This window comes from Stutzerimonas kirkiae (assembly GCF_004327335.1).
In the GTDB taxonomy this organism is placed as follows: domain Bacteria; phylum Pseudomonadota; class Gammaproteobacteria; order Pseudomonadales; family Pseudomonadaceae; genus Stutzerimonas; species Stutzerimonas kirkiae.
Genome location: NZ_QJUO01000024.1, coordinates 21,208 through 44,553, shown reverse-complemented (window position 1 = coordinate 44,553; position 23,346 = coordinate 21,208). Strand labels below are relative to the sequence as shown.

Annotated in this window: 23 protein-coding genes and 3 pseudogenes; 23 read left to right on the top strand and 3 right to left on the bottom strand. The window is 63.6% G+C overall.

Annotated elements, in window-relative coordinates; translation table 11 throughout:
- Positions 1 to 4: 4 nt before the first annotated feature.
- The 8 genes from DNJ95_RS13540 (at position 5) to DNJ95_RS13505 (ending at position 7,760) form a co-directional block, all read left to right on the top strand.
- Complete coding sequence (locus DNJ95_RS13540; protein ID WP_131185258.1) at positions 5 to 2,197, top strand: chemotaxis protein CheA; 2,193 nt, start codon at positions 5 to 7, stop codon at positions 2,195 to 2,197.
- A gap of 38 nt (positions 2,198 to 2,235) precedes the next feature.
- On the top strand, positions 2,236 to 3,348 hold the full coding sequence (locus DNJ95_RS13535; protein ID WP_131185257.1) for a protein-glutamate methylesterase/protein-glutamine glutaminase: 1,113 nt from the start codon (positions 2,236 to 2,238) through the stop codon (positions 3,346 to 3,348).
- Positions 3,349 to 3,385: 37 nt separating this feature from the next.
- A complete protein-coding gene (locus DNJ95_RS13530) occupies positions 3,386 to 4,126 on the top strand; it encodes a flagellar motor protein (protein ID WP_131185256.1) in 741 nt (246 codons plus the stop codon).
- A 6-nt stretch (positions 4,127 to 4,132) separates the two neighbouring features.
- Positions 4,133 to 4,957 (top strand): flagellar motor protein MotD, encoded by an 825-nt coding sequence (motD, locus tag DNJ95_RS13525; protein ID WP_131185255.1) that lies wholly within the window; start codon positions 4,133 to 4,135, stop codon positions 4,955 to 4,957.
- A gap of 94 nt (positions 4,958 to 5,051) precedes the next feature.
- Positions 5,052 to 5,840 (top strand): ParA family protein, encoded by a 789-nt coding sequence (locus DNJ95_RS13520; RefSeq protein WP_131185254.1) that lies wholly within the window; start codon positions 5,052 to 5,054, stop codon positions 5,838 to 5,840.
- Between the two features lie 69 nt (positions 5,841 to 5,909).
- A complete protein-coding gene (locus tag DNJ95_RS13515) occupies positions 5,910 to 6,671 on the top strand; it encodes a CheW domain-containing protein (RefSeq protein ID WP_131185253.1) in 762 nt (253 codons plus the stop codon).
- Positions 6,672 to 6,845: 174 nt separating this feature from the next.
- Positions 6,846 to 7,325: a chemotaxis protein CheW gene (locus DNJ95_RS13510; protein WP_131185252.1), complete on the top strand. Its 480-nt coding sequence runs from the start codon at positions 6,846 to 6,848 to the stop codon at positions 7,323 to 7,325.
- 3 nt (positions 7,326 to 7,328) lie between these two features.
- Positions 7,329 to 7,760 carry a DUF2802 domain-containing protein gene (locus tag DNJ95_RS13505; protein WP_131185251.1) on the top strand — a complete coding sequence of 144 codons (432 nt, stop codon included), beginning with the start codon at positions 7,329 to 7,331 and terminating at the stop codon, positions 7,758 to 7,760.
- A gap of 143 nt (positions 7,761 to 7,903) precedes the next feature.
- On the opposite strand, the gene DNJ95_RS13500 is transcribed toward DNJ95_RS13505, so the two are convergent.
- Together DNJ95_RS13500 and fliK are read right to left on the bottom strand one after the other, a co-directional pair.
- Complete coding sequence (locus tag DNJ95_RS13500) at positions 7,904 to 8,230, bottom strand: EscU/YscU/HrcU family type III secretion system export apparatus switch protein (protein ID WP_131185250.1); 327 nt, start codon at positions 8,228 to 8,230, stop codon at positions 7,904 to 7,906.
- Positions 8,227 to 9,768: a flagellar hook-length control protein FliK gene (gene fliK / locus DNJ95_RS13495; RefSeq protein ID WP_131185249.1), complete on the bottom strand. Its 1,542-nt coding sequence runs from the start codon at positions 9,766 to 9,768 to the stop codon at positions 8,227 to 8,229. Before fliK ends, DNJ95_RS13500 begins: the two co-directional genes overlap by 4 nt.
- 136 nt (positions 9,769 to 9,904) lie before the next feature.
- On the opposite strand from fliK, the gene ccmA reads away from it, so the two are divergent.
- The 12 genes from ccmA to DNJ95_RS13435 all read left to right on the top strand — a co-directional run bounded on the left by ccmA (position 9,905) and on the right by DNJ95_RS13435 (position 19,465).
- Entirely contained in the window at positions 9,905 to 10,549 is a 645-nt protein-coding gene (ccmA, locus tag DNJ95_RS13490; protein ID WP_131185248.1) for a cytochrome c biogenesis heme-transporting ATPase CcmA, read from the top strand.
- Positions 10,549 to 11,226 (top strand): heme exporter protein CcmB, encoded by a 678-nt coding sequence (gene ccmB / locus DNJ95_RS13485; protein ID WP_131185247.1) that lies wholly within the window; start codon positions 10,549 to 10,551, stop codon positions 11,224 to 11,226. The genes ccmA and ccmB overlap by 1 nt, the downstream gene beginning before the upstream one ends.
- 87 nt (positions 11,227 to 11,313) lie before the next feature.
- Entirely contained in the window at positions 11,314 to 12,069 is a 756-nt protein-coding gene (locus DNJ95_RS13480; protein ID WP_131185246.1) for a heme ABC transporter permease, read from the top strand.
- Positions 12,066 to 12,242 carry a heme exporter protein CcmD gene (ccmD, locus tag DNJ95_RS13475; RefSeq protein WP_131185245.1) on the top strand — a complete coding sequence of 59 codons (177 nt, stop codon included), beginning with the start codon at positions 12,066 to 12,068 and terminating at the stop codon, positions 12,240 to 12,242. Before DNJ95_RS13480 ends, ccmD begins: the two co-directional genes overlap by 4 nt.
- Positions 12,239 to 12,715 carry a cytochrome c maturation protein CcmE gene (ccmE, locus tag DNJ95_RS13470; RefSeq protein WP_131185244.1) on the top strand — a complete coding sequence of 159 codons (477 nt, stop codon included), beginning with the start codon at positions 12,239 to 12,241 and terminating at the stop codon, positions 12,713 to 12,715. The genes ccmD and ccmE overlap by 4 nt, the downstream gene beginning before the upstream one ends.
- On the top strand, positions 12,712 to 14,685 hold the full coding sequence (locus DNJ95_RS13465; RefSeq protein WP_131185243.1) for a heme lyase CcmF/NrfE family subunit: 1,974 nt from the start codon (positions 12,712 to 12,714) through the stop codon (positions 14,683 to 14,685). Before ccmE ends, DNJ95_RS13465 begins: the two co-directional genes overlap by 4 nt.
- A 1-nt stretch (position 14,686) precedes the next feature.
- Positions 14,687 to 15,214, top strand: a complete 528-nt coding sequence (locus tag DNJ95_RS13460) for a DsbE family thiol:disulfide interchange protein (protein WP_131185242.1) — start codon at positions 14,687 to 14,689, stop codon at positions 15,212 to 15,214.
- Entirely contained in the window at positions 15,211 to 15,684 is a 474-nt protein-coding gene (locus DNJ95_RS13455) for a cytochrome c-type biogenesis protein (protein WP_131185241.1), read from the top strand. Before DNJ95_RS13460 ends, DNJ95_RS13455 begins: the two co-directional genes overlap by 4 nt.
- Complete coding sequence (gene ccmI, locus DNJ95_RS13450) at positions 15,681 to 16,880, top strand: c-type cytochrome biogenesis protein CcmI (RefSeq protein ID WP_131185240.1); 1,200 nt, start codon at positions 15,681 to 15,683, stop codon at positions 16,878 to 16,880. The genes DNJ95_RS13455 and ccmI overlap by 4 nt, the downstream gene beginning before the upstream one ends.
- 54 nt (positions 16,881 to 16,934) lie before the next feature.
- A complete protein-coding gene (locus DNJ95_RS13445; RefSeq protein ID WP_131185239.1) occupies positions 16,935 to 17,330 on the top strand; it encodes a hypothetical protein in 396 nt (131 codons plus the stop codon).
- A gap of 118 nt (positions 17,331 to 17,448) precedes the next feature.
- Entirely contained in the window at positions 17,449 to 17,745 is a 297-nt protein-coding gene (gene fliT, locus DNJ95_RS13440) for a flagellar protein FliT (protein WP_131185238.1), read from the top strand.
- 247 nt (positions 17,746 to 17,992) lie between these two features.
- Entirely contained in the window at positions 17,993 to 19,465 is a 1,473-nt protein-coding gene (locus DNJ95_RS13435) for a sigma-54 dependent transcriptional regulator (protein ID WP_131185237.1), read from the top strand.
- Between the two features lie 153 nt (positions 19,466 to 19,618).
- Here the strand turns inward: DNJ95_RS13435 and DNJ95_RS19810 are convergent.
- Positions 19,619 to 20,586, bottom strand: a pseudogene (locus tag DNJ95_RS19810) (transposase).
- A 195-nt stretch (positions 20,587 to 20,781) separates the two neighbouring features.
- On the opposite strand from DNJ95_RS19810, the gene DNJ95_RS13425 reads away from it, so the two are divergent.
- From DNJ95_RS13425 to DNJ95_RS19805, 3 genes and pseudogenes are all read left to right on the top strand, one after another.
- Complete coding sequence (locus tag DNJ95_RS13425) at positions 20,782 to 21,996, top strand: sensor histidine kinase (protein WP_131185277.1); 1,215 nt, start codon at positions 20,782 to 20,784, stop codon at positions 21,994 to 21,996.
- Positions 21,965 to 23,077, top strand: a pseudogene (locus tag DNJ95_RS13420) (sigma-54-dependent transcriptional regulator); the annotation flags it as partial. The gene DNJ95_RS13425 and the pseudogene DNJ95_RS13420, both read left to right, overlap by 32 nt.
- A gap of 27 nt (positions 23,078 to 23,104) precedes the next feature.
- Positions 23,105 to 23,320: pseudogene (locus tag DNJ95_RS19805) on the top strand (helix-turn-helix domain-containing protein); the annotation flags it as partial.
- Positions 23,321 to 23,346: the final 26 nt, after the last annotated feature.

Genomic DNA, 23,346 nt, shown 5'->3' with positions numbered 1-23,346 from the left:
GCATATGAGCTTCGACGCCGACGAGGAAATCCTCCAGGACTTTCTGGTTGAGGCCGGCGAGATTCTCGAACTATTGTCAGAGCAACTGGTGGAGCTGGAGAGCAGCCCCGATGACATGTCGTTGCTCAATGCGATTTTTCGCGGCTTTCATACGGTAAAAGGGGGCGCTGGGTTCCTGCAGTTGCATGAGTTGGTCGAGTGCTGCCATATCGCGGAGAATGTCTTCGACATCCTGCGCAAGGGGGAGCGTCGGGTCGATTCCGAACTGATGGACGTGGTCCTGCAGGCACTGGATGCGGTCAATGCCATGTTCGATCAGGTGCGCGAGCGAAGCGAACTGACGCCGGCCTCGCCAGAGCTGCTGGCGGCCCTGACGCGGCTGGCCACGCCGGGCGCCGCGGATGCGCCCGCGCCTGTCGTCGAAGCGGTGGCCGCACCGGAGCCTGAACCCGAGCCGGATGCAGTGACTGCCGATGCCGAGTTCGAGCAACTGCTCGATGCGGCGGCCGAGCCGGTCGCCGGTGCGACGATGAATGAGATCACCGACGCGGAGTTCGAGTCGCTGCTGGACCAGTTGCATGGCGATGGCCAGTTCAATGCCGACGCCGTTGCCCCGGCAGCGCCGCAGACCGCCGTGGCGGCGCCGGGTGGCGATGAAATCACCGATGACGAGTTCGAGTCGCTGCTGGATCAGTTGCATGGCAAGGGCCAGTTCACGGCGGGCAAGGGGGATAGTGCCTCAGCCGCTGCTCCGGCCGCGCCCGTGGAGCCTGCGGAACCGGCGGCCACTGACCATATCACGGACGACGAATTCGAAGCCTTGCTGGACCAGTTGCATGGCAAGGGACAGTTCAAGCCCGATGCGGGCGAGCCGCCGCAGGCGGCCGCGCCGGCCGCTGCAAAGCCTGCCAGCACACCGAAGCCCGAGCCGAAGCCGGCGGCCAAGCCGGTTGCCGCCCCCGCTGCTGCGGCCAAGCCCGAAGCGCCCAAGCGCGCGCCAGCCGCTGCGGGCGAGAAGGGGGCTGCGGAAACCGAGACGACCGTGCGCGTGGATACCGCACGCCTCGACGACATCATGAACATGGTGGGCGAGCTGGTGCTGGTGCGTAACCGCCTGGTGCGGCTTGGCTCCAACAGTGGCGACGAAGCCATGTCCAAGGCGGTTTCCAATCTCGATGTGGTGACCGCCGACTTGCAGAGCGCGGTGATGAAGACCCGCATGCAGCCGATCAAGAAGGTCTTCGGCCGCTTCCCACGCCTGGTACGGGATATCGCGCGCAACCTGAAGAAGGAAATCAACCTGGAGCTGGTCGGTGAAGAAACCGACCTGGACAAGAACCTGGTCGAGGCCCTGGCCGATCCGCTGGTGCACTTGGTGCGCAACTCCGCCGACCACGGTATCGAATTGCCGGAAGAGCGCGAGGCGGCGGGTAAGCCGAGGGTTGGCCGGGTGGTATTGTCGGCGGAGCAGGAGGGGGACCACATCCTGCTGCAGATCACCGACGACGGCAAAGGGATGGATGCCAATATCCTGCGCGCCAAGGCGGTAGAGAAGGGCATGCTGGACAAGGACGCCGCCGAGCGCCTCAGCGAACTCGAATGCTACAACCTGATCTTCGCCCCGGGCTTCTCGACCAAGACGGAAATCTCCGATGTTTCCGGTCGTGGTGTCGGTATGGACGTGGTCAAGACCAAGATTTCCCAGCTCAATGGCACCGTCAACGTGTTCTCCACCAGGGATGTGGGCACGCGCGTGGTGATCAAGGTTCCGCTGACGCTGGCGATCATGCCGACCCTGATGGTCATGCTGGGCCAGCAGGCGTTCGCTTTCCCGCTGGTCAATGTGAACGAGATATTCCATCTGGACCTGTCGCGTACCAATGTGGTCGACGGCCAGGAAGTGGTGATCGTGCGCGACAAGGCTCTGCCGCTGTTCTATCTCAAGCGCTGGCTGGTGCGCGGTGCCGAACAGGAGATGCAGCGCGAGGGGCATGTGGTGATCCTCAGTGTCGGCAACCAGAGCATCGGTTTCGTCGTCGATCAACTGATCGGCCAGGAAGAAGTCGTTATCAAACCACTTGGCAAGATGCTGCAGGGAACACCCGGCATGTCTGGCGCGACCATCACCGGGGATGGCCGGATCGCGTTGATTCTGGATGTTCCCAGCATGCTCAAGCGCTACGCGCGCCGCGGCTGACCCGTAGGGGGCCGCGAGGGCGGCTGTTAGGAGTTTTTATGGTAGTCAAGGTGCTGGTAGTCGACGATTCCGGTTTTTTCCGCCGGCGCGTTACCGAAATCCTTTCATCCGACCCGCAGATTCAGGTTGTCGGTACGGCCAATAATGGTCGTGAAGCCGTGGAACGGACCCAGGCGCTCAAGCCTGATGTCATCACCATGGACTATGAAATGCCGATGATGGATGGCATCACGGCGGTACGGCAGATCATGCAGACGTGCCCGACACCGGTACTGATGTTCTCTTCGCTGACCCACGAAGGCGCCAGGGTCACGCTCGACGCGCTGGATGCCGGTGCTGTCGATTATCTGCCGAAGAACTTCGAAGATATTTCGCGCAACCCGGAGAAGGTCAAGCAGATGTTGTGCGAGAAGGTGCTCACCGTCTCGCGCAGCAACCGGCGCTACAACGGTTTTTCCGGCACGTCCATCGTCAGTGCGCCACGGCCAGCGGCCAGGCCCGCCGCCGGCTCATCTCCGGGCGCCAGCCGCACCCAGCAGGCTGCCACTGCCGCACCGGCGCCCGCCACTTCGGCGGCGCCCAAGCGCAAGGCCTACAGGCTGGTGGCGATTGGCACTTCCACCGGCGGGCCGGTCGCCCTGCAGCGGGTGCTGACACAGTTGCCGGGCAACTTCCCGGCGCCGATCGTGCTGATCCAGCATATGCCGGCGGCCTTCACCAGGGCTTTCGCCGAACGGCTGGACAAACTGTGCCGTATCAGCGTCAAGGAGGCCGAAGACGGTGATGTGTTGCGGCCCGGCCTGGCGCTGTTGGCGCCGGGTGGCAAGCAGATGATGGTCGATGGGCGTGGCAGTGTGCGGATTCTACCCGGCGATGATCGCCTGAATTACAAGCCCTGCGTGGATATCACCTTCGGCTCGGCTGCCAAGGCTTTCAATGACAAGGTGCTGGCCGTGGTGCTCACCGGCATGGGGGCTGACGGGCGTGAGGGTGCGCGACTGCTGAAGCAGGCCGGTAGCCAGATCTGGGCGCAGGACGAAGCCAGCTGCGTCATCTATGGCATGCCCATGGCCATCGTCAAGGCCGGGCTGGATGATGCGGTCTACAGCCTGGACGATATCGGCCGGTATCTCGGCGAGGCCTGCCTATGAGGTGCCTGCTCCGCACGAACGCGAAGGGTGATCGCTGATGGATGTTCTCAGCCTGATCGGACTGGTCCTGGCCTTCATTGCCATCGTCGGTGGCAATTTCCTCGAAGGCGGGCATATTTCCTCGTTGCTCAACGGTCCGGCGGCGTTGATCGTGCTCGGCGGCACCCTGGGCGCGGTCCTGCTGCAGACGCCCATCGCGATTTTCATGCGGGCGCTATCCATTCTCAAGTGGATCCTGTTTCCGCCTGCCATCGATCTGTTGCGCGGTATCAGCCAGGTGACGGGCTGGAGCAATGTCGCGCGCAAGGAGGGGCTGTTGGGGCTGGAGCCGGTCGCCGAGGGCGAGCGTGATCCTTATGCGCGCAAGGGCCTGCAACTGCTGGTCGACGGCGCCGAGCCCGAGGTCATTCGAAGTATCATGGAAGTCGATATGTACACCCAGGAAACCCGCGACCTGCGGGCTGCCAAGGTGTTCGAGAGCATGGGCGGCTATGCGCCGACCATCGGCATCATCGGCGCGGTGATGGGGCTTATCCATGTCATGGGCAACCTGGCCGACCCAGGCCAACTGGGGAGTGGCATCGCCGTAGCGTTCGTGGCGACCATCTATGGCGTTGGGATGGCCAACCTGCTGTTGCTGCCGGTCGGCAACAAGCTGAAGAGCGTCGTGCAGCGGCAGACGGTCTACCGCGAGATGCTGCTGGAAGGCATCCTGTCGATCGCCGAGGGGGAGAATCCCCGCTCGATCGAACTGAAACTGCACGGCTTCGTGGACTGATCCGCCATGGCCCGACGCAAGCGCCAGGAGGAGCCGGAGAACCACGAACGCTGGATGGTTTCCTATGCCGACTTCATTACGCTGCTGTTCGCTTTCTTCGTGGTGATGTACTCGATTTCCTCGATCAACGAGGGCAAGTACAAGATCCTTACCGAGTCCCTGGTCGGGGTGTTCAACCAGGTCGACCGGGCGGTCAAGCCGATTCCCGTGGGTGAGGAGCGGGCGCGTACCACCACGCCGGCGGTCTCCAATGTCGACGAGCCCGAGGCCAGCGGTAGCGAGGACCCATTGGAGAGCATCGCCGACAGTGTGCGCGAGGCTTTTGCCGAGCTGATCGGCAGCGAGCAGTTGAAGGTGCGCGGCAACGAGCTGTGGGTCGAGATCGAGTTGAGTTCCAACCTGCTGTTCCCCAGCGGGGATGCTGTGCCCAATGACAATGCCTTCGAACTGATCGAGAAGGTTGCCAGTATTCTGGCGCCCTTCGAGAACCCTGTGCACGTCGAGGGCTTCACCGATAATCTGCCCATCAACACCACTACCTACCCGACCAACTGGGAGCTTTCCGCCGCGCGGGCCAGCAGTGTGGTGCGGGTACTGGCAGGCAACGGTGTCGATCCTGCGCGGCTGGCGGCGGTTGGTTACGGTGAATACCAGCCGGCGGCGGACAATGCGACAGCGGAGGGGCGTGCCAGCAATCGCCGGGTGATCCTGGTCGTTTCGCGCAATCTGAATGTGCGGCGTAGCGTCAGTGGCGTCGGCAGCGGCAATGCACAGCCGGATGCGGCCCTGCGCCGCACTGGCACACAAACTGCACCGGCTTCGACTCGTTGAGGGTCGTCAAAACACAGGCGGCCAGGGTCATGCCGAACAGGCGGAGTCGCTGGGCCGGGATGGGGAGTCGGTGGGCCGAGATGGAAAGAAGCGCATGAGAGTCTGGGCAGTCGCCAATCAGAAAGGTGGTGTGGGCAAGACCACCACGTCCATTGCACTGGCCGGCCTGCTTGCCGATGCCGGCAAGCGGGTCGTGGTGCTGGACCTGGACCCCCATGGGTCGATGACCAGCTATTTCGGCTATGACCCGGACAGCCTGGAGCACAGCATCTTCGACCTGTTCCAGCACGAGGGCAACGTTCCGGAGGGGTTGCCCTGGCAACTGTTGCTGTCGACCAGCCATGAGCGCATTTCCCTGTTGCCGTCGAGTACCGTGCTGGCCACCCTGGAGCGCCAGTCGAGCGGCCAGAACGGCCTGGGCCTGGTGGTCGCCAAGAGCCTGTCGCAACTATGGCAGGATTTCGATTACGCGATCATCGACAGTCCGCCGCTGCTGGGAGTGCTGATGGTCAACGCGCTGGCTGCCAGCCAGCAACTGGTGATACCGGTGCAGACCGAGTTCCTGGCGATGAAAGGCCTCGAACGCATGGTCAGCACCCTGGCCATGATCAATCGTTCCCGTCGCCAGGCACTGCCCTATACCATTGTGCCGACGATGTTCGATCGCCGTACCCAGGCCTCGTTGAGTGCCCTGAAGCTGTTGCGCAGCGATTACGAGGCGAACCTCTGCCCGGCGATGATTCCCATCGACACCCGCCTGCGCGATGCCAGCCGCGCCGGCCTGACGCCCTCGCAGTTCGATCCGAACAGCCGGGCGGTGCTGGCCTACAAGGTTCTGCTCAAGCATCTGCTGACCTTGAGCAATGCTGCGCAGGTCGCCTGATATGCCATATCCGATCATGCCTCGTGCCCAGGCCTTCGATGCTTCCGCCGCCGCCAACGGATTGATGCCATGAGTCGCACCACTGTCCTGACCCAGACTCGCCCGCAGCAGGCGCTGCAGTCCTACCTCGATGCCTTGCTGCAGGAATCCGTCGACTCCATCAGCCAGGCGGAATTCCAGGCGGCGGTGCTGCAGGAACGCTTGCGCGATGCTCCTCCGGTCGAGGTGGCCGTGGCGGCGCCAGCGGCTGTCGTCGCCGTTGCCGAACCCGCGGTTGTGACGGTGGAACAGGCCGTGGTGGCCGAACCCGTCGTCCAGGCCGTGGCGGACGCTACCCCTGCCGGGGTTCCGCCACTGATCGAAGGCGGGGCGCCGGAGTGGGGGCGGTCGCCGTTCGAGTGCCTGTTGTTCGATGTGGCCGGCCTGACGCTGGCGGTGCCGCTGATCAGCCTGGGTAGTATCCATTCGCTGGCCGGTGAGGAACTGACCCCGCTGTTTGGCCAGCCGGACTGGTTCCTTGGCATCCTGCCCAGCAATAGCGGTAATCTCAAGGTACTGGATACGGCCCGCTGGGTGATGGGCGAGCGCTACCGGGAGGAGTTCCGCGAAGGCTTGCAGTACGTGATCTCCGTGCAGGGCTACGAATGGGGGCTGGCCGTGCATCAGGTGAGCCGTTCGATCCTGCTCGACCCTAAGGCGGTCAAGTGGCGTTCGCAGCGTACCCAGCGCCCCTGGCTTGCAGGTACGGTGATCGAACATATGTGCGCCTTGCTCGATGTTTCGTCCCTGGCCGGGATGATCGCCAGTGGGGCTGTCCGCCAGGAACGCTGAACATCAGGCGGATATTGAAAAATGGCTTCAATCGGCAATACTGCGGCAGATGCCTCCCGGCCCCGTAGGCTGGTGGTGAGTGATTGCGGTATTGGACGGTTTCGGATTCGCGGGCCGGGCTCTCCGGCCGTTATGGAACAGAGCGTCGCAGATGTTTTCTTGGAGGGGTAGCTTATGAAACTGACTACGGCACAGGGTGCTGACGATCCGGTATTGCAATGGGTGACGTTCCGTCTGGACAACGAGACTTATGGCATCAATGTCATGCAGGTCCAGGAAGTCTTGCGCTATACCGAGATCGCGCCGGTACCCGGTGCGCCGAATTATGTCCTGGGCATCATCAACCTGCGTGGCAACGTGGTGACGGTGATCGATACCCGCCAGCGCTTCGGGCTGGCGTCTGCGCCGGTTTCGGACAATACCCGTATCGTCATCATCGAGGCCGACCGCCAGGTCGTCGGCATCCTGGTCGATAGCGTGGCCGAGGTGGTGTATCTGCGCCAGTCGGAAATCGAGACGGCGCCGAATGTCGGGAACGACGAATCGGCCAAGTTCATCCAGGGCGTCTGCAACAAGAACGGCGAGTTGCTGATCCTGGTCGAGCTGGAGAAGATGATGACCGATGAAGAGTGGGCTGAACTGGAGAGCATCTGATCGATGTTGATCGCCTCGCTGGTCGGAGCGGTGATCGCGCTGGCCGTCTGCTGCTGCGGATTGCTGGGGTTGTGCCTGTGGTTGCTGAGAGCGCAACGGATACAGGCGCAGCGCCAGGGCGAGCGTGATGCCGTACGTGACCGGCGCATCAGGGAGTTGGGCAGCCTGCTGGACACCTACCTCGAGGGCAATGTGCGCATGGGGGATGACTTGCATGAACTGCGTCGGCTGGTCGACCCACTGCCGGACAAGATCGGCCAGTTGGAGCTGCGCGATCCCAATAACTTTTCCTTCAGCCAGGCCGCCAAGCTGGTCGGCATGGGGGCCACGGTCGAGGACCTGACCCAGTCATGCGGCCTGTCCCACTCCGAGGCCGAGTTGATGAGCAAGCTGCACCAGGCGAAGGGGAAGCAAGTACCAAGTGGCAAGCCGTAACGAGCCATGGGCTGGAAGCCTGAAGCTGGAGGGAGGCGCTTGACAGGGATTTGGCCTCGCCTCGCACACTGATGAAGCCTCAAGCCTCAAGCCTCAAGCCTCAAGCCTCAAGCCTCAAGCCTCAAGCCTCAAGCCTCAAGCCTTCATGTCTTTTCGCCGGGGCCTTCCAGCCGTAGCAACGGCTCCGCCTCCGCCGGCGAGGCGTCGAAACCGTCCGGGTGCTTGCCCTTCAGGTACCAGGCGAAAGCGATGATTTCGGCAATGGTGCGATACAGCGCTTCCGGAATGGCATCGCCCAGTTCCAGGCGTGCCAGCAGTTTTACCAGCTCGGCGTTTTCGTAGATGGGCACTTCGTGCTCGCGGGCGATCGCCAGGATTTCTTCCGCGAGCTGGTCATCGCCCTTGGCTGTCAGGGTCGGGGTCTGGATTCCGTCATAACTCAGCGCTATGGCCTGGCGTTGTGTGTTCATGCGCGTTCATCCACGAAGCGTTGTTCAACCGCGGTGCGCGGGCCTTGCGGGGGCGTGCCGCGCTGGCAACTGAGTTCTCCCACGACCAGCCCACCGGCTAGCAGCCGCTCGCGCAGGTGCCCCAGTTCATGGTCGACCAGTTGCGCGGTCTGTGCCTGTTCAGCCCATATCTGGCTGGAAATGCTACCTCTGTACAGTTGTGCCTGCACCTGCAGGGGGCCGAGCGGGGCGATATCGAAGGCCAGGTCGACTTTCCACAGGGGATCGTTTTTTTCCTGTTGATCCCGATGGTGCTTCTCTTCCCGTTGCAGCTTGATTTGCAGCGGCACGATATCGCGCTGGTCGCGCATGGGCAGTTCCAGTTGCCAGGTGGTGAGCTGCGTGCCGTCGTTGCTGGTGGTGGTCTGGGCGAGGCTGGATAACTGATGGGTCTGCAGCCGGGAGATGGCGGCGGCGGCCAGTTTCAGCAATACCTCCAGGTCGGCCTCGCCATCGCTGTTTATTTGCAGGCGGCCTTTCAGCGGGAAGTCCAGCGCCAGTTGGCGTTGCTCCGCCTGGCCAAGGGCGCCCAGTGTGGAGCGGGCGAAGGCGGGCAGGGCCTGCCCCAGCGCAGCGCCCACCTGGGCGCTGGCCATCGGCGTGCTGCCCGGTGTATTCGGCAGTTGCGCGATCAGGCGCAGCAGGGCCGCCTTGATGTCGCCTGGCAGCCCCTGGGGCTGGCCGGCCATGAGCCTGGCCTCGAGGAATACGCCACTGCGGGCGAGGGCCTGGGCGAGTGTCTTGGGGTCGCTCAGTTGCTGCAGGTCGGGCAGCAGGCCGAGCAGTTTCTCACTGGCGGCCTGCAGGTTGCCCGGCAGGCCGCCAGTCAGGTTCTGTAGTGCCTTGAGCAATTCCTGGGTCGGTGCCTGGCGTGCCAGTTGAGCGTCGAGCTGCTGGCCGAGCAACCATTGCTCGATGCGTCCGTTGAGGGGCACCAGCGACAGTGACTGGCTACCCTGGACCTGCAGGGTGAGCAGGCTGCCAGAGGACAAGGGGCTGCTGGACTCGACGACCAGTTTCTGCCCGGCGAAGGAGGGTTCCAGCAGGCTGATCACGGCCTTGTAGGTCGGCTGGCCATTATTGACCGGTTGTGCCTGGCTGGCGATCACCCTGGCCTGCACGGTACTGCCCACGGGCAGGCGGCTCAGGTCGATGCTGCTGGCGGGCTGGCGGCTGTCCGGCAGCAGGGTGGCCTGCAGGCGGCTGTCGGCCTGGGCGGTGACGGTGAAGCCGGTGCCCAGGGACAGCGGCTTGCCGGCGCTGGCTTCCAGGGTGGCCTGCTGGCCACTGGGCAGGGTCAGGCGCAGGGTCATGTCGAAGTTCTGCGCCTGAGTTTGCGTCTGTGTCTGCCTGACCGAGATGATTTCCGCCTCGGCGCTTTCCCCGATGGCCAGCAGGGTTTGCGTCTGCAACAGGCGCAGGGCCGTTTCGGGGGCCACGGAGGCGGTCCGGACGACCTGGCCGGTGGCGCTGGTCGGGATAGTGTTGATCTCGGTCATCTTTGCTTAAACGCTCTTACAACCTTTTGGGGGCATGGGGCTCGGCGGCATGGGATGCCATGTATAATCCGCCCGCCCGGGGCTTGTCGCAGTTTATAGCGGCAGGGCCTTCCCCGTCTTGAGGAGCCCGCCAGTCGTGTCCAGTCCCTTTCTCGAAGCTGTAGCGCTCTCTTGTGAGCGGGATTGGCGCCTTTTGTTCGAGGGACTCGAGCTGAATCTGTCTCCCGGCGACATGCTGCAGATAGCCGGACCCAATGGCAGTGGCAAGACCAGCCTGCTACGTCTGCTCTGCGGGCTGATGCCGCCGACCTCCGGGGAGGTGCGGCTCAAGGGGCGCACCCTGCATAGCCAGCGCGGCGACCTGGCGCGCAATCTGCTGTGGATCGGCCATGCGGCGGGCATCAAGGGGCTGCTCAGCCCCGAAGAGAACCTGGCCTGGCTGGCCGCGCTGCACCAGGCGGCCAGCCGCGAAGCCATCTGGTCCGCATTGGCGGCGGTCGGCCTGCGCGGCTTCGAGGATGTGCCCTGCCATACCCTGTCCGCAGGGCAACAGCGACGCGTGGCGCTGGCGCGGCTCTATTTGAACCCGGCGCCCTTGTGGGTGCTCGACGAGCCTTTCACCGCGCTCGACCGGCAGGGTGTCGCACAACTGGAAGCGCATCTGGCCGATCACTGCCATGCCGGCGGCATGGTGGTGCTGACCACGCACCACAGCCTGGGGCTGCGCCCTGAAGGCTACCGGGTGCTGGAACTGGGGTGCGGCCGTGGAGGGCAGGGCTGATGCCGTCTTCCTCGGTGTTCTACCGGCTGCTGGTGCGCGAGGCGCGCCTGTTGTGCCGTCGCCCTGCGGAGCTGGCCAACCCGCTGGTGTTCTTCGCCATCGTCATCGCGCTGTTTCCCCTGGCGGTGGGGCCGGAGTCGCAACTGTTGCAAACGATTTCCCCAGGGCTGGTCTGGGTGGCGGCACTGTTGGCCGTGCTGCTCTCTCTGGACGGGCTGTTCCGCAGCGATTTCGAGGATGGCTCGCTGGAGCAGTGGGTCGTTTCGCCGCACCCGCTGGCGCTTCTGGTGCTCGCCAAGGTGCTGGCACACTGGGCCTTTTCCGGTATGGCGCTGGTATTGCTGGCGCCACTGCTTGGGCTCATGCTGGGGTTGCCGTTGCCGACGATCCCGGTCCTGCTGTTTTCATTGCTGCTCGGGACTCCGGTCCTGAGCCTGCTGGGGGCGGTGGGCGCCGCCCTGACGGTCGGTCTGAAGCGCGGTGGGTTGCTGCTGGCGCTGCTGATCCTGCCGCTCTACATCCCCGTGTTGATCTTGGGCAGCGGGGCATTGCAGGCAGCCCTGCAAGGATTGCCGGCAGCCGGCTATCTGTTGTGGCTGGCCAGCCTGACCGCGCTTGCGGTTACCCTGGCACCCTTTGCCATAGCCGCCGGGCTGAAGATCAGCATCGGCGAATAAAAGAATGAGGTCGGGTCATGCTCGGCCCGACCATGCGATTAGCCGGGGCCCGTCCGTGCGGGCCTCATGACAATGATGAGTCATCCGATGAACTGGACATGGTTTCACAAACTGGGTTCGCCTAAGTGGTTCTATGGGATCAGTGGGCGCTGGCTGCCCTGGCTGGCCTGGGCCGCTGTGCTGCTGATCGTCGTCGGCACGGTCTGGGGGCTGGCGTTCGCGCCGCAGGATTACCAGCAAGGCAATAGTTTCCGCATCATCTATATCCATGTGCCGGCGGCGTTCCTGGCCCAGTCGATCTACGTCATGCTGGCGGTCGCCGGGCTGGTCGGGCTGGTGTGGAAGATGAAACTGGCCGATGTCGCCCTGCAGCAGGCGGCGCCGATCGGCGCCTGGATGACCTTCATCGCCCTGTTCACCGGTGCAGTCTGGGGCAAGCCGACCTGGGGCGCCTGGTGGGTCTGGGATGCGCGCCTGACCTCGATGCTGATCCTGCTGTTCCTGTACTTCGGCGTCATCGCCCTGGGCCAGGCCATCAGTAACCGCGAGAGCGCGGCGCGGGCCTGTGCGGTGCTGGCCATCGTCGGTGTGGTGAATATCCCGATCATCAAGTACTCGGTGGAGTGGTGGAACACCCTGCACCAGCCTGCCACCTTCAGCGTGACGGAAAAGCCGGCCATGCCCGTCGAGATGTGGCTGCCGCTGCTGGTCATGGTGCTCGGCTTCTATCTGTTCTTCGGCGCCGTGCTGCTCGTGCGCATGCGCCTCGAGGTGCTGCGGCGGGAGGCGCGCAGCAGTTGGGCCAGGGCCGAGGTCGCGGCACAGGTGGAGAAGCGCGGATGAATTTTTCGTCGTTTGCCGAGTTCGTCGCCATGGGCACCCATGGCGTGTATGTGTGGGCGGCCTATGGCGTCAGCCTGGCCGTGCTGGCCCTGAATGTGACCCTGCCGTTGCTGGCGCGCAGGCGTTACCTGCGGGATGAGGCGCGCCGTCTGCGCCGGGAGGAAATGAAGTGAATCCTGTACGCAAGAAGCGCCTGTTCATCGTGCTGGCGATACTCGCCGGTGTATCCATCGCCGTGGCCCTGGCCCTGACGGCGCTGCAGCAGAACATCAACCTGTTCTATACCCCGACGCAGATCGCCGGTGGCGAAGCGCCCGTGGGAACGAGGATCCGTGCCGGCGGGCTGGTCGAGGCGGGCTCGCTCAAGCGCAGTAGCGACTCACTGACGGTCGATTTCCGTGTCACCGATGGCGCGGCCTCGGTGAATATCCGCTACCAGGGCATCCTGCCCGACCTGTTCCGCGAAGGGCAGGGCATCGTCGCCCTGGGCCGGGTGGACGACCAGGGCGTGCTGGTCGCCGACGAAGTGCTGGCCAAGCACGATGAGAACTACATGCCGCCGGAAGTGATGCAGGCGCTGGAGAAAAGTGGCATGAAGCAACAACACGATGCCGCCACCGCCAACCGCCAGGAGGCCGTGCAATGATTCCCGAGCTTGGCCATCTGGCGATGATCCTGGCCCTGTGCCTGGCCGTGGTGCAGGCGATCTTCCCGCTGATCGGCGCCTGGCGTGGCGATCGCCTGTGGATGGGCCTGGCGCAGCCGGCCGCCTGGGGGCAGTTCGCTTTCCTGGGTTTCGCCTTTCTCTGCCTGACCTATGCCTTCATGGTGGACGATTTCTCGGTCGCCTACGTGGCCGGCAACTCCAACAGCGCCTTGCCCTGGTACTACAAGTTCAGTGCGGTATGGGGTGCGCACGAGGGGTCGTTGCTGCTGTGGGCATTCATCCTGTCCGGCTGGACCTTTGCCGTGGCGATCTTCTCGCGGCAGTTGCCGGAGGACATGCTGGCCAGGGTGCTGGGGGTGATGGGGCTGATCAGCATCGGCTTCCTGCTGTTCCTGATCGTCACCTCCAACCCGTTCGAGCGCCTGTTGCCGAATGCGCCACTGGATGGTCGCGACCTCAACCCGCTGCTGCAGGATTTCGGCCTGATCGTGCACCCGCCGATGCTCTACATGGGCTACGTGGGCTTCTCCGTGGCCTTCGCCTTCGCCATCGCGGCGCTGCTCGGCGGGCGCCTGGACGCCGCCTGGGCGCGCTGGTCGCGGCCCTGGACGCTGGTCGCCTGGGCTTTCCTCGGGCTGGGCATCGCCCTCGGCTCCTGGTGGGCCTACTACGAGCTGGGCTGGGGCGGCTGGTGGTTCTGGGACCCGGTGGAGAATGCCTCCTTCATGCCCTGGCTGGTGGGCACCGCGCTGATCCATTCGCTGGCGGTCACGGAAAAGCGCGGCGTGTTCAAGAGCTGGACAGTGCTGCTGGCCATCGCCGCTTTTTCCCTGAGCCTGCTGGGCACCTTCCTGGTGCGTTCCGGCGTGCTCACCTCGGTGCATGCCTTCGCCACCGATCCGGAGCGCGGGGTGTTCATCCTCGGTTTCCTGTTGCTGGTGGTCGGTGGTTCGCTGGCGCTGTTCGCGTTGCGCGCGCCGGTGGTCAAGAGCCAGGTGGGCTTCGGCCTCTGGTCGCGGGAAACCCTGCTGCTGGTGAACAACCTGCTGCTGGTGGTGGCCACCGCGATGATCCTGCTGGGCACGCTCTACCCGCTGCTGCTGGATGCGCTGTCCGGGGCCAAGCTGTCGGTCGGCCCGCCGTACTTCAACGCGATGTTCCTGCCGCTGATGGCGGCGCTGATGCTGACGCTGGCGATCGGCGTACTGGTGCGCTGGAAGGACACTCCGCTGAAATGGCTGCTGGGGATGCTGGCACCGGTGCTGATCGGCAGTGCCGTGCTGGGCTTGCTCGGCTCGCTGCTGCTGGGCGACTTCCATTGGGCGGTGCTGGCGGTCTGCCTGCTGTCGGTCTGGGTGGTACTGGCCTGCCTGCGCGACCTGCTCGACAAGACCCGCCACAAGGGCCTGTTCAAGGGTGTACGCAGCCTTGCCCCGAGCTACTGGGGCATGCAACTGGCACACCTGGGAATCGCCGCCTGTGCCATCGGTATCGTGCTGACCAGCCAGCAAAGCGTCGAGCGCGACCTGCGCCTGGCGCCCGGCGAATCCCTGGAACTGGGCGGCTACCGTTTCGTGTTCGAAGGCGCGCAGCACCATGAAGGGCCGAACTTCACTTCCGACAAGGCGACCATCCGCGTCCTCGACGGCGCGCGCGAGGTCACCGTGCTGCACCCGGAGAAGCGCCTGTATACCGTGCAGCAGATGCCGATGACCGAGGCCGGCATCGATGCCGGCTTCACCCGCGACCTCTATGTGGCGCTGGGCGAGCCGCTGGAGGATGGCGCCTGGGCGGTGCGTGTGCATATCAAGCCGTTCGTGCGCTGGATCTGGCTTGGGGGGCTGATGATGGCACTGGGTGGGGCCTTGGCCGCCAGTGATCGCCGTTATCGGGTCAAGGTGAAAACACGTGTACGCGAGGCGCTGGGCCTTGCCGCGCAGGGGGCATGAGATGAAGCGCTTGATGTTACTGCTGCCGCTGGCGCTGTTCCTGGTCGTGGCGGTCTTCCTTTACCGGGGGCTGTTTCTCGATCCGTCGGCGCTGCCGTCGGCTCTGATCGGCAAGCCGCTGCCGGAATTCACCTTGCCTTCGGTCGAGGATGAGCAGCGCTCGATCCGTACCGCCGACTTCAAGGGGCCGGCGCTGGTGAATGTCTGGGCGACCTGGTGCGTGGCCTGCAAGGTCGAGCATCCGGTACTCAATCGCCTGGCGGAACAGGGCGTCACCATCTACGGCATCGACTACAAGGACGTCAACGCCGATGCCATCCAATGGCTGCGCGAGTTCCACGACCCCTACCAGCTCAATGTGCGCGACGAGAGTGGCAGCCTGGGGATGGACCTGGGCGTCTACGGGGCGCCGGAAACCTTCCTGATCGACCGCCAGGGAATCATCCGCCACAAGTTCGTCGGGGTCATCGACGAGCGTGTCTGGCGCGAGCAATTGGCGCCGCTGTACCAGCAACTGGTGGACGAATGAAGAAACTCATCGCTGTACTGCTGCTGGGGGCTTCCTTGGCCGCCACGGCCCAGGCGGCCATCGACGCCTACGAGTTCCGCGACGAGGCCGAGCGGGCGCGCTATCGCACGCTGGTCGAGGAACTGCGCTGCCCGAAATGCCAGAACCAGAATATCGCCGACTCCAATGCGCCGATCGCCATGGACCTGCGTCAGGAAATCTTCCGCATGCTGGAGGAAGGCAAGAGCAACGAGCAGATCGTCGACTTCCTGGTCGCCCGCTACGGCGACTTCGTGCTCTACCGGCCGCCGCTCAACGACAAGACCCTGCTGCTCTGGTACGGCCCCGGCGCGCTCCTGCTGGCCGGCTTCGCGGTGTTGGCGGTGATCCTCGTGCGGCGCCGGCGTACCGTAGCCGATGCGCCTGGCAATGCTCTTTCCGAGGCTGAACGTGAACGCCTCGCTTCGCTGCTGGATAACAAAGAACCATGATCGATTTCTGGATCTGTGCGGGTCTGCTGCTGTCGCTGGCCCTGGTTTTCCTGTTGCTGCCCATCGTGCGTGGGCGCCGCGCCCAGGCCGAGGAGGACCGGACAGCGCTGAATGTCGCCCTGTACCAGGAGCGTCTGGCCGAACTGGAGGCGCAGCGTGCCGGCGGCACCCTGAGCGAGGCGCAGTGGCAGGACGGGCGCGCCGATGCCGCGCGCGAGTTGCTGGGCGATACCGAGCAGTCGGTCGCGCGACCCATCGCTCGGCTGGGCAAGACCGCGCCGTTGCTGGCGGCATTGCTGGTTCCCGTGCTGGGGCTGGGCCTCTATCTCCACTGGGGGGCCAGTGACCGACTGCAACTGGCCCGGCAGTTCGCCGAACAGCCACGCACGGTCGAGGAAATGCTGGCGCGCCTGGAAAGTGCCGTGAAGGTCCAGCCCGATTCCGCCGAGGCCTGGTATTTCCTCGGGCGTGCCTATATGAGCCAGGAACGCGCCGCGGATGCGGTTCCAGCCTTCGCCAGAACCGTGGAACTGGCCGGGCGCCAGCCACAACTGCTCGGGCAGTGGGCACAGGCGCAGTATTTCGCCGGCGAACGCAAATGGACGCCGCAATTGCAGGCACTGGCCGATGAGACGCTGCAGGGCGATCCGGCCGAAGTGACCATTCTTGGCTTGCTGGGGATCGCCGCCTACGAAGAACGGCGTTATGCCGATGCCGTCGATTTCTGGCAGCGCCTGGTGGCGGTGTTGCCGGCGGACGATCCTTCCCGCAGCGCCATCGAGGGTGGTATAGCCCGTGCCCGTGAAGAACTGGGTGAACCGCCGCAGGCGACCGCCGCCGTTGCCGCGCTACGCTTCCAGGTGCAGGTCAGCCTGGCCGAGTCCCTGCGTGATGAGGTTCTCCCGGGCGACAGCCTGTTCGTCTTTGCCCGTGCCGCCCAGGGGCCGGCGATACCCTTGGCGGCCAAGCGCCTGAGCGCGGCCGAACTGCCGGTGAGCCTGACATTGGGCGACGAAGATGCAATGATGCCGCAATTGAAACTGTCCAATTTCGAGGAAATCAGGCTGGTCGCCCGTATTTCCCGCAAGGGCGATGCGATGCGGGGCGAGTGGATCGGTCAGGGCGAGACGCTGAAGACCGCGGATGCCGCTGGCAAGACATTCACACTGTTGATCGACCAGCCCGAGGCGCAGTGAGTGCGCTCCCGGTCGCTTGCAGTGTTGGCGGGCCGGCATGCTCGAGGAGATGTTATGCGTGCGTTGAGAAATACCCTGGCACTGCTCGTCTTGCCCGTACTGGCGGCATGCGGTAGCAATCCCTATGCGCCCGACCGGGTACCGGAGCCTGAGGACCCGGTCGGACGCAAGCGTGAGCCGGTGTCCATACCCGCGCCGGTGACGCCCCCGGTCGCCGCGCCTCGCGCACCCTCGATCCAGAAGAGCCATCCGCGCTACGCGCCGCCCCCGCAGGGGAATGCCCACTGGGACAACGATCTCGGCGTGTATGTGCTGGAGGGCGATGTGTTCTATCGGGAGCGCCTCTATTATCGCTGGCGCGATGGCTGGTATTGTGCCGGCCGGCTTGATGGCCCGTGGGAGGCCGTCGATATGCCCAGTGTGCCAACCGGCCTGAGGGGGCGTCGTTGAGCGTCGGGTGGTGGCCTGTCGTCCTGCCCCTAAAGCTCGTTTGTCGAGCGCCGATATCAAGACATCCACTGTGTGATTGCCATCAACGGTAATGGATGATCTTCCTTGGAGTAATGCCATGAATGCATCTGTGAAGCGTCTGCAGCAAACCAATGGCGCGCTGCGCCATGCGTTGGAGCAGAAGGACTGGACAGCGATCGGTGCGCTCGACCTGCAGTGCCGGCAGGTCGTCGAAGAAGTCATGCGCGAACCACAGCGCGACGATCAGCTCACCCGTGAGTATCTGTTGCAACTCCAGGCCCTCTATCGCGAACTGGTCAGTAGCTGCCAAGCCGAACAGCAACGCCTGGCCGCGGAATTGGTGCAGATAAAACAGTCGGTACACGGGGCCAAGGTCTACCAGATGTTTGGTTGACTTATATTGATCCGGATCAATTTTCCATGCCGTCGATGTGCCCCGATCCCTCTTGTTTTTCCCCGTTGCGGGGGAAAATATTTGGAAGCAGCTTTATTTTGATTTTTCGTCTCTAAATCACGCCATAAATTTGACTAAGCCCCTTTTTTTTAATTAACTAATGGCCATCTGCTGGCGACAGGGCATCTTCATACCTGGAAGCACGTGCGGGTAATTTCTCCAGCCTGAATAGAGCCCTATAAACAAGATGTGGCGTGAAACCAAGATTTTGTTGATAGATGACGATGCTGAGCGTCGTCGCGATCTGGCTGTCATCCTGAGTTTTCTCAGTGAGGATCACCTCTCCTGCGACAGTCGGGACTGGCGAGAACAGGTTGCCTGTCTGGAAAACCAACGCAGTGTGAATAGCGTCCTGCTTGGCTCGGTGAGTTGTGCGGGCGGCGTGCTCGGACTGCTCAAGGAACTGGGCAAATGGGATGAGCATGTGCCGCTGATGCTTATCGACGAGTCGGTCCCGGCCGAGTGGCCGGAGGAACTGCGGCGGCGCATCCTGACCAGCCTGGAAATGCCACCCAGCTACAACAAGCTGCTTGACTCCCTGCACCGGGCCCAGGTCTACCGCGAGATGTACGACCAGGCACGGGCCCGCGGGCGCCAGCGCGAACCGAATCTGTTCCGCAGCCTGGTCGGCACCAGCCGGGCGGTCCAGCATGTTCGGCAGATGATGCAGCAGGTCGCCGATACCGATGCGAGTGTGCTGATCCTCGGCGAATCGGGAACGGGCAAGGAGGTGGTGGCGCGCAACCTGCATTATCACTCCAAGCGCCGCCAGGCGCCTTTCGTTCCGGTCAACTGTGGCGCCATTCCGGCCGAGTTGCTGGAAAGCGAGCTGTTCGGTCACGAGAAGGGCGCCTTCACTGGAGCCATAACCGCGCGCGCCGGGCGTTTCGAACTCGCCGAGGGCGGTACACTGTTCCTCGACGAGATCGGCGACATGCCCCTGCCCATGCAGGTCAAGCTGTTGCGTGTGCTGCAGGAGCGCACCTTCGAACGCGTAGGCAGCAATCGTACCCAGAGCGCCGATGTGCGCATCATCGCCGCGACCCACAAGAACCTCGAGAAGATGATCGAAGAGGGTACCTTCCGCGAGGACCTCTATTACCGGCTCAATGTATTCCCCATCGAAATGGCGCCGCTGCGCGAGCGGGTCGAAGATATCCCGCTGCTGATCAACGAACTGATCTCGCGGATGGAAAACGAGAAGCGCGGTTCCATTCGTTTCAACTCCGCCGCCATCATGTCGCTCTGCCGCCATGACTGGCCGGGCAATGTCCGCGAGCTGGCCAACCTGGTCGAACGCATGGCCATCATGCATCCCTATGGGGTGATCGGTGTCATGGAGCTGCCGAAGAAATTTCGCCATGTCGATGACGATGACGAGCAGTACGCCAGCAGCCTGCAAGAGGAAATGGAAGAGCGTGCCGCGATCACCGCGCCCCTGGCGGTGTCGACGGCGCATGCCATGCTCCCGGTGGAGGGGCTGGACCTCAAGGAATACCTGGGCAACCTGGAGCAGGGGCTGATCAACCAGGCGCTCGACGATGCCGGTGGGGTGGTCGCACGTGCCGCCGAACGCCTGCGCATCCGGCGTACCACGCTGGTCGAGAAAATGCGCAAGTACGGTATGAATCGGCGGGACGAAGAGGGCGCCGAGGGCTAGCAGCCTGTCGGAGTTGAAGCCGCCTGCGGCCTAATCATGGCAAAGGGTGGCGTTTTTCACGCGACGACATGGGGCAGCGCAGGCAGGCTCACTCTTCAACATCTGGGCGATGGGGCCCGTCATTGCCCGCCCATGGTCCGCACGCTGCTTTGCTCACGCGCCAAGGCGTAATGAGGCGATTCTCTTCAGATTCCATGCCCGGCAAACCAGTTGCCATTCCCCTGCGACCGATTCCAGACCGCGCAGCGAGAACTGCCGAAAACCCAGCACCGACTTGATGATGCCGAACACTGGTTCCACCGTCTGTTTGCGCAACGCATAAGCCGCTCGACCCGCTTTCGTTTTCAGCCGATGCTTCATTCGCTCTACCGGTGTAGCGTCTTCAGCGATCGCTTCGGGCTCTGTGAATCGCTCTCTCCAATCACCTTGTCGGGCCTCTCTCGTCACGGCGATCAGGGGCTCGATATTCGCCTTTTCGCCCGCGCTTCGATCTTCGCCTTGGCCGCTTCCATTACCTTGAGCCTTTGCTCTCGGCGCTTGATCTCTTCCGGCAGACTGACCCCAGCCGGTACGTTCGACTGATCCGCCTGTTCGGCCAGGGCAAGCAGCTCTTGCACCTGGGCTTTCAGATGGGCTTCGTTCTTCTCGATCATGTCCATGAGACAAGGCGCTATGGCGCGAGGCATTGGCGTGAATCTTGGTGCCGTCCAGACTGACAGTGCCCAGCTTCAGGAGCTTCATTTCCTGAGCCATTTCCAGCACCTGGACGAAAATACCGACCAGTTCGTCCAGGAAGCGGCGGCGCAAGGTCGCCAGGGTGTCGTGATCGGGATGATCGTTCGCAGCAATGAAACGAAAAGCCACCGAATCGTAGGTGTCCCGCTCGATCTTGCGGCTGGAGAAGACGCCCGTGGCATAGCCATAGACCAGCAGCGACAGCAGTAGCCCTGGATGGTAGGCCGCACCGCCGCGGCCGGCATAAGCCTTCTGGAGTTGGCTCAGATCCAGCCCGTCGATCACTTCGACGATGAAGCGCGCCAGGTGATTTTCCGGCGACCACCCTTCCACCGACGGTGGAAACAGGTAGGGGTCTTGCGATCAACAGGGCGGAAGCGGCTCATGCGAGATACCGGTATATCGAAGCGCTGCGATTATTACTCAAGCTGCCTGAAAGTCCGACAGGCTGCCAGGGGACTCTAAGCCCGAAGCTGGAAGAAAAAGCTTGACAGGGTTTTGGCCGCGGCTTCCACACTGCTTGCAGCTGCGCCAGGCATGAACCTTGCTCCCATTGTTGAAACGACCATCTTTTGACAGGTATGGGCCAGCGTGTGAGTCGTGTTCATCCACCAGGCAACGATGATCTCGCCCTCGAGGCGTCGATCGATCATGTGCGTAGCGTTTCCAGCCAGTTGAATGCCTCACGGGCGCTGCTGGACGAGCGTATCGCCGAACTACAGGGGCAACTGGCGCAGGCCAATGCCCAGCGCCGCGACGAGCTGGCCGAGACGGAACGACTGGCGAGCCGCTTGCAGAGTGTGCTGGATGTGTTGCCGGGCGGGGTTATCGTGATCGATGGCCAGGGCCGGGTACGTGAGGCCAATCCGCTGGCCATCGAGCTTCTGGGGGCGCCATTGCAAGGGGCGTTCTGGCGCGATGTCATCGCGCGCAGTTTCGCGCCACGCAAGGATGATGGTCATGAGATTTCCCTGCGTGACGGTCGCCGGCTCTCCATTGCCACACGTTCGCTCGGCGGTGAACCGGGGCAACTGGTGCTGCTCACCGACCTCACCGAAACGCGGCGTTTGCAGGCGCATCTCGCCCACAACGAACGGCTTTCCGCACTGGGGCGCATGGTGGCATCGCTGGCGCACCAGATACGTACACCGCTGTCTTCGGCCCTGTTGTATGCCGGCCACTTGCATGATGGTGGTCTGGACGAGGAGCAGCGCCTGCGTTTCAGCGCTCGCCTGAAGGAGCGCTTGCATGAGCTGGAACGGCAGGTGCGGGACATGCTGGTGTTTGCCCGGGGGGATCTGCCGCTGCATGATCGTCTGCCGGTGAAAGGCCTGTTCGATGCACTGCGCGAAGCCTCCGAATGCCTGTTGCAGGACGTGCGGGTGCGCTGGCAGTGCGATGTCATCGAGGGGCAACTGCTGTGTAATCGCGATACGCTGGTCGGGGCGCTGCTCAATCTGCTCGATAATGCCCAGCAGGCGGCGGGAGGCGAAGCACGGATCAAGGTGCATGCCTATCCTCGCGGGGCGGATCTGCGCGTGTGCATCAGCGATAACGGGCCGGGGCTGGACCGGGAGCGGCTGGCACGGCTTGGCGAGCCTTTTTTCACGACGCGAACGACCGGCACAGGCCTCGGCCTGGCCGTCGCCAAGACAGTGGTGCGGGCCCATCACGGCAGGATGTCGATCGCTTCCAGGCCCGGACGTGGCACCTGCGTGACGCTGGTGTTGCCACTATTGGCCTCCAACCAACCCGGAGTGATGAATGACAGTCAGAATTCTGCTGGTCGAGGATGATCGCGCCCTGCGTGAGGCGCTGGCAGACACGCTGGAGCTGGCGGGGTATGCCTATCGGGCGGTGGCGAGTGCGGAACAGGCACTGTCGGCATTGGCCGAGGAGCACTTCGCTCTGGTCATCAGCGATGTCAACATGCCTGGCATGGACGGCCATGCGCTGCTGTCGCTGATGCGCCAGCGTTATCCGCACCTGCCGGTGCTGTTGATGACCGCCTATGCGGCGGTGGAGAGGGCCGTGGATGCCATACGCCAGGGGGCGGTCGATTATCTGGTCAAACCCTTCGAGGCGAAGACACTGCTGGAATTGATCGCGCGCCATGCCTGTGGCGCCGTGCATGACTCCGAAGGGCCGGTCGCCTGCGAGGCTTCCAGCCGACAATTGCTGGCCCTGGCGGCACGCGTGGCGAAAAGCGATTCCACTGTGCTGATCTCGGGGGAGTCCGGCACCGGCAAGGAGGTGCTGGCGCGTTATATCCATGAGCAATCCGCGCGTGCGCGCAAGCCCTTCATCGCCATCAACTGTGCCGCGATACCGGACAACATGCTCGAAGCGACGCTGTTCGGACATGAGAAGGGCGCCTTCACCGGAGCCATCGCCTCACAACCCGGCAAGTTCGAACTGGCCGATGGCGGGACCCTGCTGCTCGATGAAATATCGGAAATGCCTCTGGGGCTGCAGGCCAAACTGCTGCGGGTCCTGCAGGAGCGCGAGGTGGAGCGTGTGGGCGCGCGCCGTCCGATCCCGCTGGATATCCGCATCCTGGCCACGACCAACCGCAACCTGGCCGATGAGGTGCGCGATGGGCGTTTCCGTGAAGATCTTTTCTACCGGCTCTCGGTCTTTCCGTTGGCATGGCCGGCCCTGCGCGAGCGGCCGAGCGACATCATGCCATTGGCCGAGCGCCTGCTGGGCGTCCACGCGACGCGAATGCACCAGAGCGTGCCGCGCCTTTCTGCCGAGGCGCAGGCCTGCCTGCGTGCCCATACCTGGCCGGGTAACGTGCGTGAGCTGGATAACTCCATCCAGCGTGCGCTGATCCTCCAGCAGAATGGCGTCATCCAGCCCGCGGACCTGTGCCTGGATATGAACATCTCCCAGGTCGTGGTGGAGGAGCCTGCCGCGCAAACACTGCAACGAGGGCTGGAGAACGATCTGCGGCAGCGAGAGTTCCAGTTGATCATCGACACGTTGCGTGCCGAGCGTGGTCGCCGCAAGGAAGCCGCCGAGCGCTTGGGGATCAGTGCCAGGACCTTGCGCTACAAGCTGGCGCAGATGCGTGATGCCGGTGTGGATATCGAGGCGAGCGTCTATTCCGCTTCATGAGGGCGCCCGGGCCTGACGCGTACCGA

Coding starts and splice junctions, on each gene's coding strand:
- motD (WP_131185255.1), top strand. CDS start 4,133: ATGGCCCGACGCAAGCGCCAGGAGGAGCCGGAGAACCACGAACGCTGG.
- DNJ95_RS13520 (WP_131185254.1), top strand. CDS start 5,052: ATGAGAGTCTGGGCAGTCGCCAATCAGAAAGGTGGTGTGGGCAAGACC.
- DNJ95_RS13515 (WP_131185253.1), top strand. CDS start 5,910: ATGAGTCGCACCACTGTCCTGACCCAGACTCGCCCGCAGCAGGCGCTG.
- DNJ95_RS13445 (WP_131185239.1), top strand. CDS start 16,935: ATGCGTGCGTTGAGAAATACCCTGGCACTGCTCGTCTTGCCCGTACTG.
- DNJ95_RS13465 (WP_131185243.1), top strand. CDS start 12,712: ATGATTCCCGAGCTTGGCCATCTGGCGATGATCCTGGCCCTGTGCCTG.
- DNJ95_RS13535 (WP_131185257.1), top strand. CDS start 2,236: ATGGTAGTCAAGGTGCTGGTAGTCGACGATTCCGGTTTTTTCCGCCGG.
- DNJ95_RS13435 (WP_131185237.1), top strand. CDS start 17,993: ATGTGGCGTGAAACCAAGATTTTGTTGATAGATGACGATGCTGAGCGT.
- DNJ95_RS13480 (WP_131185246.1), top strand. CDS start 11,314: ATGAACTGGACATGGTTTCACAAACTGGGTTCGCCTAAGTGGTTCTAT.
- DNJ95_RS13455 (WP_131185241.1), top strand. CDS start 15,211: ATGAAGAAACTCATCGCTGTACTGCTGCTGGGGGCTTCCTTGGCCGCC.
- DNJ95_RS13540 (WP_131185258.1), top strand. CDS start 5: ATGAGCTTCGACGCCGACGAGGAAATCCTCCAGGACTTTCTGGTTGAG.
- DNJ95_RS13500 (WP_131185250.1), bottom strand. CDS start 8,230: ATGAACACACAACGCCAGGCCATAGCGCTGAGTTATGACGGAATCCAG.
- DNJ95_RS13505 (WP_131185251.1), top strand. CDS start 7,329: ATGTTGATCGCCTCGCTGGTCGGAGCGGTGATCGCGCTGGCCGTCTGC.
- ccmI (WP_131185240.1), top strand. CDS start 15,681: ATGATCGATTTCTGGATCTGTGCGGGTCTGCTGCTGTCGCTGGCCCTG.
- fliT (WP_131185238.1), top strand. CDS start 17,449: ATGAATGCATCTGTGAAGCGTCTGCAGCAAACCAATGGCGCGCTGCGC.
- DNJ95_RS13460 (WP_131185242.1), top strand. CDS start 14,687: ATGAAGCGCTTGATGTTACTGCTGCCGCTGGCGCTGTTCCTGGTCGTG.
- DNJ95_RS13510 (WP_131185252.1), top strand. CDS start 6,846: ATGAAACTGACTACGGCACAGGGTGCTGACGATCCGGTATTGCAATGG.
- fliK (WP_131185249.1), bottom strand. CDS start 9,768: ATGACCGAGATCAACACTATCCCGACCAGCGCCACCGGCCAGGTCGTC.
- ccmD (WP_131185245.1), top strand. CDS start 12,066: ATGAATTTTTCGTCGTTTGCCGAGTTCGTCGCCATGGGCACCCATGGC.
- DNJ95_RS13530 (WP_131185256.1), top strand. CDS start 3,386: ATGGATGTTCTCAGCCTGATCGGACTGGTCCTGGCCTTCATTGCCATC.
- DNJ95_RS13425 (WP_131185277.1), top strand. CDS start 20,782: ATGGGCCAGCGTGTGAGTCGTGTTCATCCACCAGGCAACGATGATCTC.
- ccmB (WP_131185247.1), top strand. CDS start 10,549: ATGCCGTCTTCCTCGGTGTTCTACCGGCTGCTGGTGCGCGAGGCGCGC.